This is a genomic window from Nocardia sp. NPDC127526, from assembly GCF_042672265.1.
In the GTDB taxonomy this organism is placed as follows: domain Bacteria; phylum Actinomycetota; class Actinomycetes; order Mycobacteriales; family Mycobacteriaceae; genus Nocardia.
Genome location: NZ_JBHXVO010000001.1, coordinates 411,971 through 427,418, shown reverse-complemented (window position 1 = coordinate 427,418; position 15,448 = coordinate 411,971). Strand labels below are relative to the sequence as shown.

Sequence of the window (15,448 nt, the reverse complement as noted above, 5' to 3'; positions counted from 1 at the left end):
TTCATTTGACAAGGAGTTCTCGTGGCCATCCAAGAAATGAGCATCCAGGAGCTCGAACACGCCTGGCTGGACGAGGCGATCAAGCTGGCTACCGACAGCGTGGCCAATGGCGGCGGGCCGTTCGGCGCACTGATCGTCAAGGATGGCGAGATCGTGGCGCTCGGGAACAACCGGGTCACCGCGACCCTGGATCCGACCGCGCATGCCGAGGTGAGCGCCATGCGGGCCGCGTGCAAGCAGCTGAACACCTTCTCCCTCGAGGGCTGCGTGCTGATCACCTCGTGTGAGCCGTGCCCGATGTGCCTGTCCTCGGCGCTGTGGGCGCGCGTCGACCGGATCGTCTACGCGGCCGATCGCCACGATGCCGCGGTGGCCGGATTCGACGATCTGAAGTTCTACGACCTGTTCGAGAAGAAGCCGCGGGAGCTGTGGCCGACCCCGGTCGACCAGCTGGACCTGCCGAATCGCACCGCGCCGTTCGACGCGTGGCTGGCCAAGACCGACCGCATCGACTACTGAGATCCGGTCGGCTGCCGCGCCGGCGCCGCTTCCCTCTGCCGCCGGGCCAGTAGCGTCGCGGCCACGGCGGCGGGGAAGAACATGAGGATGCCGTAGATGGCGCCGGGGATGGCCATGGTCTCGTTGTCCAGGACCGAGACCGCGATGGCAATGGCCAGGGTGGCATTGTGAATGCCGATCTCGAAGGCCGAGGCGATGGACTGCCCGGTATCGACCCGGAACAGGCGCGGCACGAAGTATCCGATGGTCAGGCTCAGCGTCGACAGCAGCAGCGATATCCCGCCGAGCTGCCCGAGATGCTCGAGTCCGGTATCGAACTCGCTGATGACGGCGGCGAGGATGACCAGCACCAGCACCGTCACCGACGCGATCTTGACCGGCCGGCGCATGCGCTCGGCGAATTCGGTGAAACGCCGCCGCACCCACATGCCGAGGGCGACCGGCACCAGCACGATGGCGATCACCTGCACGAATTTGGCCGGTTGCAGGCCGATGCCGGCCTCGTCGCCGAGAAATGCCGCAATCGACAGGGTGACCACGATCGGCATGGTGAATACCGCCAGCACCGAATTGATGGCCGTCAGCGTGATGTTCAAGGCCACGTCCCCACCCGCGATATGGCTGAACAGATTCGCGGAGGTGCCGCCGGGCGAGGCGACCAGCAGCATCATCCCCACCGCCAGCGCCCCCTCCAGCCCGAACAGGTACACCAGCCCCAGGCACAGCAGCGGCAGCACCACGATCTGGCAGACCAGTGCGATCGCGGCCGCCTTGGGATAGCGCAGCACCCGCGCGAAGTCGTCGACGGTCAGGGTCAGGCCGAGGCCGAACATGACCAGGGCGAGGGCGAGCGGCAGGAACACCGCGAATATCGAAGAACCCATGCGAATCTCCTGAAAACGGGCAGCCCCGGCGTTGCCGGGCTATGCCGAATACTGACCGATCCGCGGGCCCGCGCGGTCGGGTTCGGCCGAGAACCTCGCCCATCGCCGCCACCCCGGTGACCGGCGTGTCGTAATGCTGTTTCGCTATCATTCGAGAGGATGACGCCGTGACCACGCGGCGCGACTTCCTCTCCTGCCTCGTCGCCGCGCCGCTGCTGACCGTCGCTACGATCGCGCCGCGCGCCGGGGCCGACATCGGACCCGGGTGGCGGCAGGCGCCGCCGGTGCCCGAATTCCTCGATCTCGGTGACATTCTCATGCTCGCGGGAGCGCCGACCAGCGGGCTGCTGACGGTGATCACCGTTGGCGCGGACGGACGGGTCACGGTGCAGCTGCCGCGGGCGGAGGTGGGGCAGGGGATTGTCACGGTCGCGGCGCAGTTGGTGGCGGAGGAATTGGAGCTGCCGGTCGAGCGGGTGGCGGTGGAGCTCGCGCCGGCGCGGCCGGAACTGCTGTTCAACCAGATGACGGGTAGCTCGAATTCGGTTCGCAGTCTTTATGATCCGATGCGGTGGTCGGCGGCCGCGGTACGGGCGCGATTGCTCGCCGCGGCCGGGGTCCGGCTGGGAATCGGTTCGGGGGAAATGCGGACGGCCGAGGGGTTCGTGGTGGCGGCCGATGGGCGGCGGCTGTCGTACGGGGAGTTGAGCCGCGCGGCGGCCGATCCGGGGCTGGCCGCCGTGGTCGCGGCGCCGAAACCGCGGTCCGGACATCGGATCATCGGCCGGCCGCACGGGCGGCCGGATGCGCGCGCCATGGTGACCGGACGCCACGAATACACCATGGACCTGCGGATTCCGGATGCGCTGCCGGTGGTCGTCGCACGCCCGCCGACCATCAAGGGGACCGTGCTGGCGGTCGACCTGGCGGCCATCCGGGCCATGCCGGGGGTGATCGACGCCGCGCTGATCGAGACCGGCGTCGCGATCTGCGCGCGGACCTTCGGGGACGCCATCGCGGCCCGGCACGCGGCGCGGGTGGCCTGGAATCCGGGGCCGGTCGACGGCGAATCCGATGACACCATCCGGGCGACGCTTCGGAAAACCATCGCGCCCTTCGTGATTCCCCGACTACAGGATGTGGCGGCGGGAACGTCCACCGTGGAGCTGGACTTCGATTTCGGGTTCGTGCCGCACGCTCCCCTGGAGTCCAATTGCGCGGTGGCCGATGTCCGTGCCGATCGGGCCGAGGTGTGGGCGCCCATGCAGACGCCGATCGTCGCGGCCCACACCATTGCCGCGCATCTCGGACTGCCTCCGAATGCGGTGCGCGCCACCGTGGTTCCCGCGGGCGGATCATTCGGCAGGCGGCTGTTCTTCGACGCGCCGCTGGAGGCGGTGCAGGCCTCGCGCGCGCTGCGGCGGCCGGTCCGGTTGATGTGGACCCGGGTCGACGATATGCGGCACGGCCGGGCGCGGCCCGCGAGCCACCATCGGGTGCGGGCCAATATCGCCGGGGACCGGGTGGTCGGCTACGAGCACCGGGTGGCCGCGGTGGAAACCGATTTCCGGCACGGGCTCGGCGAATGCCTGACCGCCATGGTCGCCCGGGTTCCGGTGATCGGGAATCTGTCCTTCGCCGAGACGGTCTTCCTCACCTCGGTGGTGTGCCCGTACGACCTGGGTGTCGTCACCTACGGACTCACCGAGGCGCCGGTGCGCATGCACACCGGCAGCTGGCGTTCGGTGTACTCGGCCAATACCCGCGTCTGCGAGGAGATCGCGGTCGACGAGATCGCGCGCCTGCTCGGACAGGACCGGCTCGCATTTCGCAAGCGCACCGCGAAATCCGAGCGGGCGCGACGGGTGCTCGCCGAGGTCGAGCGCCTGAGCGGCTGGGGTCGCGAGACCGAACCCGGTATCGCACTGGGTGTTTCGCTGCACACCGAGCATCGTTCGGTCATCGCGTGCGTGGTGGAGCTCGACGCGACCGGGGAGGCGCCGCGCGTCACCAAGGCGTACTTCGCCGTTGATGTCGGGCTGGCCGTGAACCCGCTCGGGCTGGAGGCCCAGCTCATGGGCGGGCTCACCGACGCCATCTCCACGGTGCTCACCGCGGGGCTGCACATCGAGCGCGGGCTGCCGTTGGAAGGCAGCTACTCCCACTTCCACTTCGCCCGGATGCGGGACACCCCACGGGTTTTCGAGGTGTCGATCATCGACTCGGGCGACCGGCCCGGCGGCGCCGGCGAACTCGCGGTCCCGGTCGCCGCCGGAGCCGTGGCCACCGCCCTGATCCAAGCCACCGGGCAACCCGTGCACCGGTTCCCGGCGAAATCCGAGATCGATTTCGAACCGTTCCCGCGCTAGGAGCCGCCCGTGCCCGAATACTCGTTCACGCTCAATGCCGAGCCCGTCACCGTGGATGTGCCGGCGGAAGTCCCGCTGCTGTGGGTACTTCGCGATGTTCTCGGGGTTCGCGGCCCCAAATACGGCTGCGGCATCGAGGTCTGTCACGCCTGCACCTGCCTGCTCGACGAGGCCGCCGTGCTGCCCTGCCGGTTGCCGATGGACCGCGTGCAGGGGCGCACCGTGACCACCATCGAGGGCCTGGCGGACGGTGAGACCCTGCATCCCGTCCAACAGGCGTGGCTGGATCTCGATGTGGCGCAATGCGGTTACTGCCAGCCCGGCCAGATCATGAATGCCGTGGCGCTGCTCGCCCGCAACCCGGATCCCGACGACGATGCCATCGACGAGATCGACAATGTCTGCCGCTGCGGCACCTACTACCGCATTCGGCAGGCGATCAAGCGCGCCGCCGCGGTGCTGCGCGACAAACCGACGTCGCGCACCAGCTGACCGAATCGATTCGCCCGCAACCTTATTCGGTCTGCGCCCAGGCCGCGACCGGCAATGACAGGTAAATGCCGAAGTCCTCGAGCGCCGTCGATTCCGCGATCCGCTCGTGCAATTCGTCGACCCGCTCCTGCCAATCGACCGCCCGGCTCTCGAAATACTTGGATCGGATCTCGATCACCGCGTCCAGCCCGCTGCGATCCAGCGGCCCGAGCGCCCGGAACCGGATCTCGACGTCACCCGGTTGCAGATCACCGTCGTAGGGCTCCTCCGGGCATTCGACCGCCACGGACACCAGATGCGGGAGCTTGTCGGCCAATTCGCGCAAGGTGGCCTCGGGAACATGGGCCGCATGGGTCACTTCGATCAAGGGCATCCGGCCAGCCTAATGCCGGCCGGCGCGCACTCGGCGCCGCCGGCCGGCCGTGCGGGCGTCAGTGCAGGATGCCGAAGTCGTCGGCCAGATCCATGACCTCCAAGAGGCGCTTCACACACGGCGATCCGACGATCCACAGCGTGCAGTCGTGCTGGGCGGCCCACACCCGGGCGTCGATGAGCGCCCGCAGGCCCGGTGTGCCGAAGAAGGTGACGCCGCTGAGATCGACGATGACTGTCGCGCCCTCGCGTAGGGTGCCGGCGAGTGCGGTGCGGAGCGCATCGACCGAGCGGATGTCGATCTCGCCGGCCACCGTGCACAACGGCGTGGAGTCGGCGGCCATGGTGGAGGTGGCCGTGATCGGAATGGGGGTTCGCAGGGCAGACATTGTGAGGACCTCGGTCCTTGGGGTGCACGCGAACCGCGAACGGCCCGCGGCGGACTGTCGCCTCCGGTAGCTGTCCGCCCCGAAGACTGGGCTGCAGTTTCAACCCTGCACACGGGGTTCCCGCTACGCCCGCGATCTACACCTGCGCCGGCCTGCGGGTCTCATTGCAAATGTGACGTGTCATTGAGAAATCGCACGGCCGCATTCCCGTCCGCGTCGTACGCCACCGCCGAGACCGAGGCCGCGGCGGTGTCCAGTCGGAACACCGACTGCGGCGGCGCGCCGAGCGCCAGCCGGATGAGCTGCCGCACCGGCGTCACATGCGAGACGACCAGGACGGTCTCCCCCGCGTACCGCGCGAGCAGTTTGTCCCGCGCGGCCGTGACCCGGTGCGTCACGTCCTCGAACGACTCACCCGTACCGCCCGGTATCGCCGCCGGCGAGGCCAGCCAGGCCGCCAACTCGTCCGGATAGCGCTCGCGCACCTCGGCGAAGGTCAGCCCTTCCCAGGCGCCGAAATCCGCCTCGCGCAAGCCTTCGTCGAACAGGACCTCGAGGCCCAGCCGCCGCGCGGCCGCCGCGGCGGTCTCCCGGCACCGGCGCAATGGCGAGGACACCACGGCGCGCACCGGGCCGTGCTCCGCGCGCCGCACCGGCGATGCGAGCAGATCCGCGACGGCTTCGGCCTGCCGCCTCCCGGTCTCGGACAGGGCCGGGTCGGAGCCGCCGCTGCCCGAGAGCCGCTTGTCCGGTGTCAGCGCGGTCTCGCCGTGGCGGAGCAGGAGCAAGGTCGTGGGAGGCTCCGAGCCGAACATCATGCGGCGGGTCCGGCCTTGGCGACGAGGTGGTTGCCGAGCACGAGGTAGTCGATCTCCGTGCCGAGGAAGCACCTCAGGGCGTCGGCCGGGGTGCAGACGATCGGCTCGCCGGCCACATTGAACGAGGTATTGATCAGGCAGGGCACATCGGTCAGCACGGTGAACCGGCGCAGCAGCGCCGCCAGCCGCGGGGTGTCCTCCTCGGTGATGGTCTGCACCCGGGAGGTGCCGTCCACATGGGTCGCGCCCGGGATCACCTCGTGGAACTCCGGACGCACCGGGAAGACGAAAGTCATGTACGGCGAACGCGTTTTGCGGCCCATGTCGAAGATCTTCGGTGCGTCCGATTCGAGCACGAGGGGCGCGAAGGGACGGAATGGTTCGCGGTGTTTGACCCGGGTATTGATGACGTCCTTGATATCCGGGAAGTTCGGGTTCGCCAGAATGCTGCGATGGCCCAGGGCGCGCGGGCCGTGCTCGAGCCGGCCCTCGTACCAGCCGATGACGGTCTTCGCGGTGAGCAGTTTCGCCACCAGGTCGACGAGTTCGTCGTCCTCGCGCCTGCTCCATTCGACTCGGTCGCCGAACTCGCGCAGGGCCTGCGCGATCGCCGAATCATCGTATTCCGGACCGAGATACGGAGTGACCCGCGGCGTGGGCTTCGGCTTGCCGCTGGTGTCCGGGTGATCGATCCACGCGTGCACCGCGGCCCCGATGACGATGCCGGTATCGCTGGCGCCGAAGCTCACGTCCATATCGTCGAATCGCGAGCCCTCGAACAGCGGGGTGTTGTTGAGGCAGTTCAGCGCCACACCGCCCTCGAACAGCAAGTGGTTCAGATCCGTCTTGGCTTCCAAGGCGCGGATCTGATGGGCGGTCACGACATTCAGCATTTCCTGGGCCGCCGCGGCCACCCGGGCCTTGTATTCGAGCGTGTCCCGGAAAGGACCGAAATACCGCTCGAACAGTGCATCGAGGCTGTGCGGATCATCCGTCGCGAGGGGCTGGGCGAAGGTGTAGCGCCCATCGGCGTGCAGTTCGACGAATTCCTCGACGAACGGGTTCGGCGACGGTGGCCCGGCGTAGCCGGACAGGCCCATCACCTTGTATTCGTCATTGTTGGGCACGAAGCCCAGGAAGCGCGTGATCGCGCTGAACAGGATGCCGATCGAGTACTCCGCGCCGATCGTCGACTCGTCGAAGACGCGGATCCGGCCATCGCGGATCTCTCCCAACACCGCCGAAAACCGTTCCGCGCGACCATCACTGATGAGGAACGCGCTGTCCCGCATGCCCGCCATGTAGTAGCCGGTCATGGCATGGGCGAAGTGGTGGGGCACGAACACCACCTTGGCCGGATCGGGCGTGAAGCCGGTGCGGGCGGCGAAATCGGCGAGAATCGCCTCGGGACCGACGATTTCGGCGTGCAGCCTGCTCAGCGCGTCCACCAGGCCCTGTTTCACCGCGGGCGGCATGGGCGCGGAGGTCACATCGGAGAGCACCTCGTCCATGACCTGCGTGGACCAATTCCACGGAATGGCAATCACATCGACGTCCGAGAACTGCAAGCCCGCCTGATCCAGGCACCAGCGCACCGATTCGACCGGGAAGTCGGTGGTCTTCTTCTCGCGATTGAGCCGCTCCTCCTCCACGGCCGCGACCAGCTCGCCGTCGATCAGCAGCGCGGCGCCCGCATCGTGGCCGAGCAGGTAGTGCTTGTCGATGCCGACCGCGCCGAAGTTCTCAGCGAAGAATTCCGAGACGCGGGTGAAGCCGTTGCACCCCAAGACGATCATGACCATTTCCTTCTTTGTCGAGCACGAGGTCGCGGACGAGCTCTCCGGCGGCGGGCGCCTGGCACAGGCCCTGGCCGGAGAATCCTGCCGCGTAGAGGAAGGGGCGGGCGGGATCGCGGCCGATGAAGGCCATCCCGTCCGGGCTGACATCGAGATCACCGCTCCAGCCGAGCTCGAGGCCGCGGCCGGCGAGCGCCGGGAAGGCGGCGCCGAGTTGCCCCGAGACCCGTCGCAGCCAGTCCTCCCGGGATTCGCCCGGGCCCGGGCGGCCCATGCCGACGAGAATGCGGTCGCCCCAGGAGCGGATTCGCAGGCTGGACGGGTGCAGGGTCATCGGCAGGACCGGCTGCGGTGTGGGCGCGTCGGTGAGGAGCATGTCCACGGGGTATGTGGTCACCGGGAGGTGCACGCCCGCCATGGCGGCGACCGTGCCCGCCCAGGGACCCGCCGCGCAGATAATGGCGTCGGCACGGATGCTGCCCGCCGCCGTGTGGACCAGGCCGTCGGGATCGATTCCGGTGACGGAGGTTTCGGTGCGCAGGACAGCGCCCGCCTGCCGGGCGGCCGCCGCGTAGCCGCGCACGATCGCGGCCGGATCGCAAGCGTAGGCCTCGGGCGACCAGGCCGCGGCCACAATGGCTCCCGGGTCGACCAGAGGGTTGAATTCCGTTGCTTCGGAGGGCGTTACGAGCTCGACGTCGACACCTGCGGCCCGCTGGGCGGCATAGTCGCGGCGGAAGTCCTCCACCTGGTTTTCCTCGGTGAACAACACCAGGAAGCCGATCCGCTCCAGACCGAGGTCGGTCCCGGTGCTCTCGGCGAAGGCGTGATACGCCGAAAGACTCCGGGCCGCAAGGCCGCTGATGAGGGCATTGCCCGGAAAGTAGGTGCGGACGACGCCCGCCGTGGTCCCCGACGAGCCCGAACCGAGCGCGCCGCGATCGAGCAGAACGGCGCCGACGCCCGCCTCGGCCAGCCGGTACGCGATCGAGGTGCCGATGACGCCGCCGCCGATGACGAGGGCGTCGGTCCGTTCGGGCAGCGCGGGCAGCTCGTTCACGCCTGCCGACCCGCTTCGGCCGGGCGCAGCTGACGCAGGTGGTCCCCGGTGGCCCACGGGTACAGCTGCAGGTTCCAGCCGCCCAGGCAGTTGACGTAGAGGGCCAGCTGGCTCGCCACGGCCAGGAAGTCGTCGCGGTCGAGGTTGTCCAGGCAGGCCAGGAAGCGCTGAGTGAAGGCCCACAGCTTCTCCAGGCCGCAGTAGCCCAGGAATTCGGCCGGAATGCCGACCAGCAGGCGCGCCATGTGCCGCAGCGAATCCATCGGCATGTCCTGGACCGCGCCGCGGACCAGGCCGCCGTAGGTGGCGTACCCGAGCGGGCGGGTCTCGCCATTGACGAACAGCAGGGTGGGCAGCACCGTGTCGAAGGTCCCCGCGCCGGAGGGGATCAGCCCGCCGTGCAGATCGGCGAGTTCGGCCGGCGGGTCCAGCCAGATCCGCTCGGTCTCGGCGTGCACGTCGTGGATCAGGCGATTGGCGTCCGCATCCGCGGCGGTCAGATGCGGAATGCGGTGGCCGCCTTCGGTTCCCGCCTTGCGGACTTCCGCGAGGACCGGTTCGTTGTTGGCATAGACCGAATCCCAGATCGCCTGCCCGGCCGCGAGCAGCGCCGGCATGTCCTCCGGCCGGATCCGGCCCACCGGGGAGGCCGGCATGGGTTCGGTGAGCTCGCCGTACTTGATGCCCAGGTGCTGTAGCGCGGAACAGAACACCGTTCCGTCCGGGGCGTCGCGCCGGTCCGGGATACGGGTGGACGCGGGCAGGTGCAGCAGCGACGGGATGGGAGCCACGTGATAGAGGTGCTGCCCCGCGACCAGCGCGTGCCCCTGCAGGCTCCGGTAGGGCAGCGCCTCCCACAGCGCGTCGGCCAGTTCGGGATTGCGGCCGTCGAGTTCCGCGGTCACGGTGATATCCAGACCGGGCCAGGCGATTTCGAGTTGCCGACCGGACGTATCGGTCAAGGCTTTCTCCTTTGTTTCGATAAATGGTGCCGCGCCACGCTTTTCGCTATTTCTGCGCGAAATGGTCACGAATGGCGTCGGTCTGCTTGGCCATCATGGCGATGATGGTTTCGACGACCTCGGTCTCGGCGTCCTCGGCGATCGTCAGCTCGCGCGTCCAATCGAAGAAGCAGCGGTGGGGATCATTGGTTATCGGCCGGACGCGAATGGTGGCGATATAGCGGTCCACGCCCATGGTCGGCTCGATGGAGCGGTAGGTCTGCGAGCGCTCCACCTCGTTGCGCCCGGCCACCTCCTGCTGGACCAGGCCGCCGCTGAAGGCCAGCGTGAAGTTGTACAGCGCCGGAACACGGTCGGGCCCAGCGTCTCCCACCCAGTGCACGTTCTGCGCCGCGGGTCCGGACACGATCGACACCACTTTCAGGGCGTCGCGCACGACGGCGAAGACGGTGTCCGGATCGGCGTCGACGATGGTCGAGTCGTACATGGTGTGCTTGCGCTGGATCGCCACGCGAACTCCTTGTCCAGCAAGGAATCACCTTGCTTTCGCCACAACTTGTGTGACCGAGTACACAGCCGGGGCCGTGGCGGCGGCCAGGGCAGGAAGCCACGAAAACGGCCGCCGGGACCGACCGGCATTTCGTAGACTTCTACAGGAGGGTCAGTCGTATTTCGTTGTGTCAGAATCATTTTCGATCACTCGAAAGGATGTTTCATGACAGAGCGGAATGGCGCGGAATTCGTCCGGGAGATGATGCGGTGGCACTTCGGCCCCGAGACCGGGTCGCCATTCTGGCTGCGGCGGGCCGAGACGCTGGACTTCGATCCGCTCACCGACGTCCGGGATTTCGATGATCTGAGCCTGTTCCCCAATGTGGTGGACGAACTGCGCGATGTCGGGGTGCGCGAGCTGATTCCCCGGGGCTACGGGGACGAGCACGCGGCCAGCGTCTACGAGAGCGGCGGCACCACCGGGCAGCCCAAGCGGGTGATGTTCACCGCGGAATGGCAGCGGCTCAGCGTCGCCTGGTTCAGCGAGCGCCTCGATGCGCACGGCGTACCGCGAAACATCAACTGGCTCAGCGCCGTTCCAACCGGCCCGCACAATGTCGGCGCCATGGCGGTCGACACCGCGGCGGCGCGCGGCGGGCTGAACTTCGCCATCGACCTGGACCCGCGCTGGGTGAAGAAGCTCATTGCCGAGGGCCGGATGGATATGGCCTCCGCGTACACCGATCACCTGATCGAGCAGATCGGCTTCATTCTCGCCGGCCAGGAGGTGGGCGTGCTGTTCGCGACCCCGCCCATGCTGGAACGCCTCGCCCAGCACGACGATCTGGTCGAGCTGGTGAATCAGCAGGTTCGCGCGATCATCTGGGGCGGTACGCAGCTGGATCCCGACACCCGGGATCTGCTGCGCGACGAGGTGTTCCCGAAGGCCAAGCTGGTCGGCGGCTACGGCAGCACCATGATGCTGGGGACCTCGGTGGAGCGTCCGGGCCTGGGCGACGACGAGCCGTGCGTCTTCGACTCCTTCGCCCCGTACACCACGTTCCGGGTGATCGACCCCGAGACCGGCCGGGTCGTCCCGTACGGCGAGCGCGGGCAGATCGTCGTGCACCACATGAGCCGGACGGCGCTGCTGGTCAACAATGTCGAGCGGGACTTCGCCACCCGGATCGCGCCCGTGGACGGCGGTTTCGGTGATTCGGTCGCCGATGTCGCCCCCGTCGCCTCCTTCAGCGGCGCGCCGGTCATCGAAGGCGTCTACTGATGCTGTCCCTCGACGTTCTCGGCCCGGCCGGACCTTATCGGTCCCGGCGGGTGGAGACCATCCGCGAATTCACCGGAAACCCGGTCGCCACCCTGAGTCTCGCCCCGCCGCTGTACGTCGCGCGCGCCATGCAGGCACTGCGCCGGGCGACGGAGTTGCCCCTCGACGAGCGGATCGCGGCATTCGCGGCGGCGGGCCGGGCCTTCGCCACGCAGCCGATCGCGGGACTGCCGGTGGCCGAGTATCAGCGCATAGTCAGCGCCACCACGGGAATACCGATCACGGAGGTGCGCAATGCCACCGACGCCATCGCGCGGGCTGCCGAGCGAATCCAGCCGAGCGTGCGCAATGCCCGGCCGGCCGGTGCGACCGAGTCGTGGCGCGATCCGATCACCCGCGGCGGTGCGGCGGTGTGGTCCCGGCGCGGTGCGGTGTTCGCCGTCCACGCGGCGGGCAATCACCCTGCGGTGCACCAGGGTTGGCTCGACGCTCTCGCGCTCGGCTACCGGGTCGCCGTGCGCCCCTCCCGGCGTGAGGCATTCACCCCGCACCGCTTGATCACCGCCCTGCGCGCGGCCGGATTCGGCGACGATCATCTCGTCCTGCTGCCCACCGATCACACCGCGGCCGACGAGATCCTGCGCCGTGCCGATTTCGGAATGGTCTACGGCGGGGCCGATGTCGTGCGCAAGTACGCGGGCGATCCGCGCATCCTGCCCCAGGGTCCCGGGCGCTCCAAGATTCTCATCACCGCCGAAACCGATTGGGAGCCGGTCATCGACACCCTCGTGGAGTCGATCAGCGGCGGCGGCGGAGTCGGCTGCGTGAATGCCACCGGCATCCTCGTCGAGGGCGATCCGTCCCCCGTGGCGGCGGCCCTGGCCGAACGCCTGGCCGCCCTGCCCAGTCTGCCCGCCACCGATGACCGCGCGGTCCTGCCGGTGGCCCCGCTCGGCCTCGCCCGCCGCTGGGACGAGCATCTGCGGCACCGGGCCGCGGGCGCCAAAGCCTGGCTCGGCGGCGAGGGCATCCTCGACGACCTCGGCGACGGCAGTGCCGTCCTCCGCCCGGCCCTCCACCAGCTCGACAGCCCCTTCGCCGAAAACCTCGGCCTGGAACTGGGTTTCCCCTGCGCCTGGATCGCCCCCTGGGACCGCGACGCCGGAATCCGTCCCCTGCGCGACACCCTCGTCCTCACCGCGATCACCACCGACGCGGACTTGATCGACGAACTGGTGGCCGAGCCGTCCATCGCCAACGTCTACATCGGCAACCACCCCACCCCGTGGATGGCCCCCGGCCTCCCCCACGACGGCTACCTCGCCGAATTCCTCATGCGCACCAAGACCGTCCTGCGCTGACCGGCGAGCGGCTTCAGGCCGCGCGGCACGCGTCGGGCTCGGCCGCGTCCGGCGGCGGGGCCGCGCCGATGATGACGTCCAGCGCGGAGCGGGCGGCGAGCAGATCCGCGACGGCCCGGTCGATGCGGTCCCGTTCGCGGTGCAAGCCGGGCAGCATGCCCAGGCAGGCCGGCGCGAGCGTGCCGTCGTCGTCGACCATGCAGGGCAGCACGGCGGCGATGGTCTGGGTGTTCAGGCCCGCGGCCAGCAGGGTGCGAATATTGCGGACCGTTCGGACATCCTCGTCGCGGTACTCGCGATAGCCGCTGGGGCGGCGCACGGGCCGGAGCAGGCCCTGCTCCTCGTAGTAGCGCAAGAGGCGCACGCTGACGCCGGTGCGGGTGGACAGGTCTCCGATGCGCATGTGCGCCTCCCCTCAGTGATTCGAGTTGACTCTCACATCCATGTGAGACTCTAGCTTGGGTCGCATGACACCTCAGCAATCAATCAACCAGCGAGACAACGACATCAGCCTCGTGGGACTCGGGCCCATGGGGCTCGCACTGGGCGCGGCGCTGGTGCGGAAAGGCCATGCGGTCACGGTCTGGAACCGCACGCCGGAGAAGGCCGACGGGCTCGTCGCCCTGGGTGCGCGGCGCGCGGACACGGTGGCCGAGGCGGTCGCCGCGAGCCCGATCACCCTCATGTGCCTCAACGACTACGACACCATGTACGAGGTCCTCGGCCCGGCGACCACCGCGCTCGCGGGCCGCCTCCTGGTGAACCTCAATTCCGGGACGCCGAACGAGGCGCGGGCCGCCCTCGAATGGGCGGGCACGCACGGCATCGACTACCTCGACGGCGCCATCATGGTGCCGCCGCCGCTGGTCGGCGAGCCCGGCGCGGTCTTCCTCTACAGCGGCGCCCGAGACCTTTTCGATCGGCACCGTCCCGTCCTGGCGAGCCTGGGCGACCCCCGCTATCTCGGTGCGGAGGTGAGCCTGGCGGTGCTCTACAACACCGCCATGCTCGAGATGATGTACGCGACCCTGAACGGGTGGCTGCACGCCAGCGCGCTGGTCGCTTCCGCGAACATCCCGGCCACCGAGTTCGCCGAGCTGGCCCTGGACTGGTTCATGCCGACCGTGCTCGACCCCGCGTCCCTGGCCCGGCGGGCTCCCGCCCTGGACGCCGGCGACTACCCGGGCACACTGGGCACGCTGGCAATGAATCTCAATGCGCTGCACCACATCACCCGCACCAGCGAGGAGCAGGGCATCCACTCCGCCCAGCCGCGGCTCATGCGGGAGATCGCCGAACGCGCCATTGCCGCGGGCCTGGGCGAGGGCAACTATCTCTCCGTCTACGAGATCTTCAAGAAGCCCGACGGCGCATAGCCCTCGAGGGCTATGCCCGGGCGGGCGGTTCGCCGGGATCGGCGTAGAGGTAGTGGCCGGTGCCGGCGAGGGTGTGGCGGGTCCAGTCGGCCATGGCGGGGGCGTCCATGCGCGACCAGTCGGGGGTTTCCTCTACTTGGGCGTGGCCGATGCGGCGGCCGAGGGCGGTGAGGCGATTGCCTTCCGCACAGCGGGATTCGTTGTAGTCGGCGAGGGCGGCGGGGAGTGAGGGGGCTTCGCGCAGGGCCCGCTGGAAGGTGAGGGCGTCGTCGATCGCCTTGACGGCTCCCGACGCGGTGTGCGGGCGGGCGAGGGCGCCGGCGTCGCCGGCCAGGGCGAGTCTGCCGCGGGTGTAGGCCGAAACGCTCAGGTCGTAGACCGGGTGCATGGCGATCTCGGTGTCGGCGGTGGCCTCGATCAGCTGGGTCCAGCGGCGCGGGAAGTGCTGGGTGGCGAGGGCTTTGACGAAGGTGGCGAGTTCGGGGGCGGATCCGGGCGGGTGACCGTGCTCGGAGCGCGGCGTGCTGGGCGGGTAGGCGTAGACGCCCCAGTTCAACCGGCGGCCGCCGGTGCCGCGCGGCGGCGGGGCGTCGGGGATGAAGTAGAAGACGGCGTGGCCGTTCGGGAAAACGACTGTGGCGAAACCGGTCTCCAGTTCGGGGACCGGAACGGGCAGCGCCGCTTCGGGATAGCTGGCTCGCCACAGCCCGTATCCGGCGTAGTGCGGTTCGGACCGGCCGTCGATACCGGCGCGGGCGAGGGAACGATAGCCGTCGGCGCCGATCACGCAGTCGAAGCGCTCGGTCGCGTCCCGGGTGACGAGGCCCGGTGCCGCGCCGTCGGATTCGATCCGCTCCACCGTGATCCCGGCGCGGTAGTCGCCCTCGGCGATCTTGTCGCGCAGGGCCTGCCAGAGCAGTCCCCAGTTGCATCCCATGACCGGACTGGGCTGGCGCCACAGCACCCGTTCGTCCCCGCCGTCCGCCTTGGTGATCCACACCCGCTCCGACATCGGATGTGCGGGCATGCCGGGATCCACATAGCCCGCCGCGATGAGCGTGGCCCGCAGCGGCTGCGGCATTCCGATTCCGAATCCGCGCTCCTCCAGCCGCCCCGCGCTGCGCTCGTAGACGACCACGTCCGCGCCCGCGAACCGGGCCGCCATTGCCATCGCGCACCCGGCGATACTGCCGCCGATGATTCCGATCCTGATGTCTACGAATCCCATTACACACCCATGTCGAGCGCGATGACAGGGTCCGCGGTCACCCGAGCG

16 protein-coding genes are annotated in these 15,448 nt (G+C 69.0%); 6 read left to right on the top strand and 10 right to left on the bottom strand.

Annotated features, from left to right (window positions below; translation table 11 throughout):
- Window positions 1-21: 21 nt before the first annotated feature.
- Window positions 22-519 carry a nucleoside deaminase gene (locus tag ACFVIV_RS02010; protein WP_379192885.1) on the top strand — a complete coding sequence of 166 codons (498 nt, stop codon included), beginning with the start codon at window positions 22-24 and terminating at the stop codon, window positions 517-519.
- Here the strand turns inward: ACFVIV_RS02010 and ACFVIV_RS02005 are convergent.
- The gene (locus tag ACFVIV_RS02005) at window positions 513-1,403 is read right to left on the bottom strand and encodes a bile acid:sodium symporter family protein (RefSeq protein ID WP_379192884.1); all 891 of its coding nucleotides are present in this window, start codon (window positions 1,401-1,403) and stop codon (window positions 513-515) included. The genes ACFVIV_RS02010 and ACFVIV_RS02005 overlap by 7 nt on opposite strands.
- Before the next feature lie 167 nt (window positions 1,404-1,570).
- Between ACFVIV_RS02005 and ACFVIV_RS02000 the strand changes: the two genes are divergently transcribed.
- Both ACFVIV_RS02000 and ACFVIV_RS01995 read left to right on the top strand, forming a co-directional pair.
- Entirely contained in the window at window positions 1,571-3,772 is a 2,202-nt protein-coding gene (locus ACFVIV_RS02000; protein WP_379192882.1) for a molybdopterin cofactor-binding domain-containing protein, read from the top strand.
- A gap of 9 nt (window positions 3,773-3,781) precedes the next feature.
- Entirely contained in the window at window positions 3,782-4,264 is a 483-nt protein-coding gene (locus tag ACFVIV_RS01995; RefSeq protein WP_379192880.1) for a (2Fe-2S)-binding protein, read from the top strand.
- A gap of 22 nt (window positions 4,265-4,286) precedes the next feature.
- Here the strand turns inward: ACFVIV_RS01995 and ACFVIV_RS01990 are convergent, their stop codons facing one another.
- The 7 genes from ACFVIV_RS01990 to ACFVIV_RS01960 all read right to left on the bottom strand — a co-directional run bounded on the left by ACFVIV_RS01990 (window position 4,287) and on the right by ACFVIV_RS01960 (window position 10,172).
- A complete protein-coding gene (locus tag ACFVIV_RS01990; protein WP_379192878.1) occupies window positions 4,287-4,637 on the bottom strand; it encodes a hypothetical protein in 351 nt (116 codons plus the stop codon).
- Between the two features lie 58 nt (window positions 4,638-4,695).
- Window positions 4,696-5,025 (bottom strand): STAS domain-containing protein, encoded by a 330-nt coding sequence (locus ACFVIV_RS01985; RefSeq protein WP_379192876.1) that lies wholly within the window; start codon window positions 5,023-5,025, stop codon window positions 4,696-4,698.
- Between the two features lie 161 nt (window positions 5,026-5,186).
- Window positions 5,187-5,843, bottom strand: a complete 657-nt coding sequence (locus ACFVIV_RS01980) for a histidine phosphatase family protein (RefSeq protein WP_379192874.1) — start codon at window positions 5,841-5,843, stop codon at window positions 5,187-5,189.
- Window positions 5,840-7,639, bottom strand: a complete 1,800-nt coding sequence (locus tag ACFVIV_RS01975) for a carbamoyltransferase (RefSeq protein ID WP_379192872.1) — start codon at window positions 7,637-7,639, stop codon at window positions 5,840-5,842. Before ACFVIV_RS01975 ends, ACFVIV_RS01980 begins: the two co-directional genes overlap by 4 nt.
- The gene (locus ACFVIV_RS01970) at window positions 7,587-8,699 is read right to left on the bottom strand and encodes an NAD(P)/FAD-dependent oxidoreductase (protein WP_379192870.1); all 1,113 of its coding nucleotides are present in this window, start codon (window positions 8,697-8,699) and stop codon (window positions 7,587-7,589) included. The genes ACFVIV_RS01975 and ACFVIV_RS01970 overlap by 53 nt, the downstream gene beginning before the upstream one ends.
- Window positions 8,696-9,661 carry a hypothetical protein gene (locus ACFVIV_RS01965; protein ID WP_379192868.1) on the bottom strand — a complete coding sequence of 322 codons (966 nt, stop codon included), beginning with the start codon at window positions 9,659-9,661 and terminating at the stop codon, window positions 8,696-8,698. Before ACFVIV_RS01965 ends, ACFVIV_RS01970 begins: the two co-directional genes overlap by 4 nt.
- A gap of 46 nt (window positions 9,662-9,707) precedes the next feature.
- Entirely contained in the window at window positions 9,708-10,172 is a 465-nt protein-coding gene (locus ACFVIV_RS01960; RefSeq protein WP_379192867.1) for an SRPBCC family protein, read from the bottom strand.
- A gap of 204 nt (window positions 10,173-10,376) precedes the next feature.
- On the opposite strand from ACFVIV_RS01960, the gene ACFVIV_RS01955 reads away from it, so the two are divergent.
- The gene (locus tag ACFVIV_RS01955; RefSeq protein ID WP_379192865.1) at window positions 10,377-11,435 is read left to right on the top strand and encodes an AMP-binding protein; all 1,059 of its coding nucleotides are present in this window, start codon (window positions 10,377-10,379) and stop codon (window positions 11,433-11,435) included.
- Window positions 11,435-12,796 (top strand): aldehyde dehydrogenase family protein, encoded by a 1,362-nt coding sequence (locus ACFVIV_RS01950; RefSeq protein ID WP_379192863.1) that lies wholly within the window; start codon window positions 11,435-11,437, stop codon window positions 12,794-12,796. Before ACFVIV_RS01955 ends, ACFVIV_RS01950 begins: the two co-directional genes overlap by 1 nt.
- 13 nt (window positions 12,797-12,809) lie before the next feature.
- Here the strand turns inward: ACFVIV_RS01950 and ACFVIV_RS01945 are convergent, their stop codons facing one another.
- On the bottom strand, window positions 12,810-13,199 hold the full coding sequence (locus tag ACFVIV_RS01945) for a MerR family transcriptional regulator (RefSeq protein ID WP_379192861.1): 390 nt from the start codon (window positions 13,197-13,199) through the stop codon (window positions 12,810-12,812).
- Window positions 13,200-13,263: 64 nt separating this feature from the next.
- On the opposite strand from ACFVIV_RS01945, the gene ACFVIV_RS01940 reads away from it, so the two are divergent.
- Window positions 13,264-14,172, top strand: coding sequence for an NAD(P)-dependent oxidoreductase (locus ACFVIV_RS01940; protein WP_379192859.1), 909 nt, complete (start codon window positions 13,264-13,266; stop codon window positions 14,170-14,172).
- 10 nt (window positions 14,173-14,182) lie between these two features.
- Here ACFVIV_RS01940 and ACFVIV_RS01935 read toward each other — a convergent pair whose 3' ends face one another.
- A complete protein-coding gene (locus ACFVIV_RS01935) occupies window positions 14,183-15,400 on the bottom strand; it encodes an FAD-dependent monooxygenase (protein ID WP_379192857.1) in 1,218 nt (405 codons plus the stop codon).
- Window positions 15,401-15,448 lie beyond the last annotated feature (48 nt).

Coding starts and splice junctions, on each gene's coding strand:
- ACFVIV_RS02005 (WP_379192884.1), bottom strand. CDS start 1,403: ATGGGTTCTTCGATATTCGCGGTGTTCCTGCCGCTCGCCCTCGCCCTG.
- ACFVIV_RS01990 (WP_379192878.1), bottom strand. CDS start 4,637: ATGCCCTTGATCGAAGTGACCCATGCGGCCCATGTTCCCGAGGCCACC.
- ACFVIV_RS01985 (WP_379192876.1), bottom strand. CDS start 5,025: ATGTCTGCCCTGCGAACCCCCATTCCGATCACGGCCACCTCCACCATG.
- ACFVIV_RS01980 (WP_379192874.1), bottom strand. CDS start 5,843: ATGATGTTCGGCTCGGAGCCTCCCACGACCTTGCTCCTGCTCCGCCAC.
- ACFVIV_RS01975 (WP_379192872.1), bottom strand. CDS start 7,639: ATGATCGTCTTGGGGTGCAACGGCTTCACCCGCGTCTCGGAATTCTTC.
- ACFVIV_RS01955 (WP_379192865.1), top strand. CDS start 10,377: ATGACAGAGCGGAATGGCGCGGAATTCGTCCGGGAGATGATGCGGTGG.
- ACFVIV_RS01950 (WP_379192863.1), top strand. CDS start 11,435: ATGCTGTCCCTCGACGTTCTCGGCCCGGCCGGACCTTATCGGTCCCGG.
- ACFVIV_RS01945 (WP_379192861.1), bottom strand. CDS start 13,199: ATGCGCATCGGAGACCTGTCCACCCGCACCGGCGTCAGCGTGCGCCTC.
- ACFVIV_RS01940 (WP_379192859.1), top strand. CDS start 13,264: ATGACACCTCAGCAATCAATCAACCAGCGAGACAACGACATCAGCCTC.
- ACFVIV_RS01935 (WP_379192857.1), bottom strand. CDS start 15,400: ATGGGATTCGTAGACATCAGGATCGGAATCATCGGCGGCAGTATCGCC.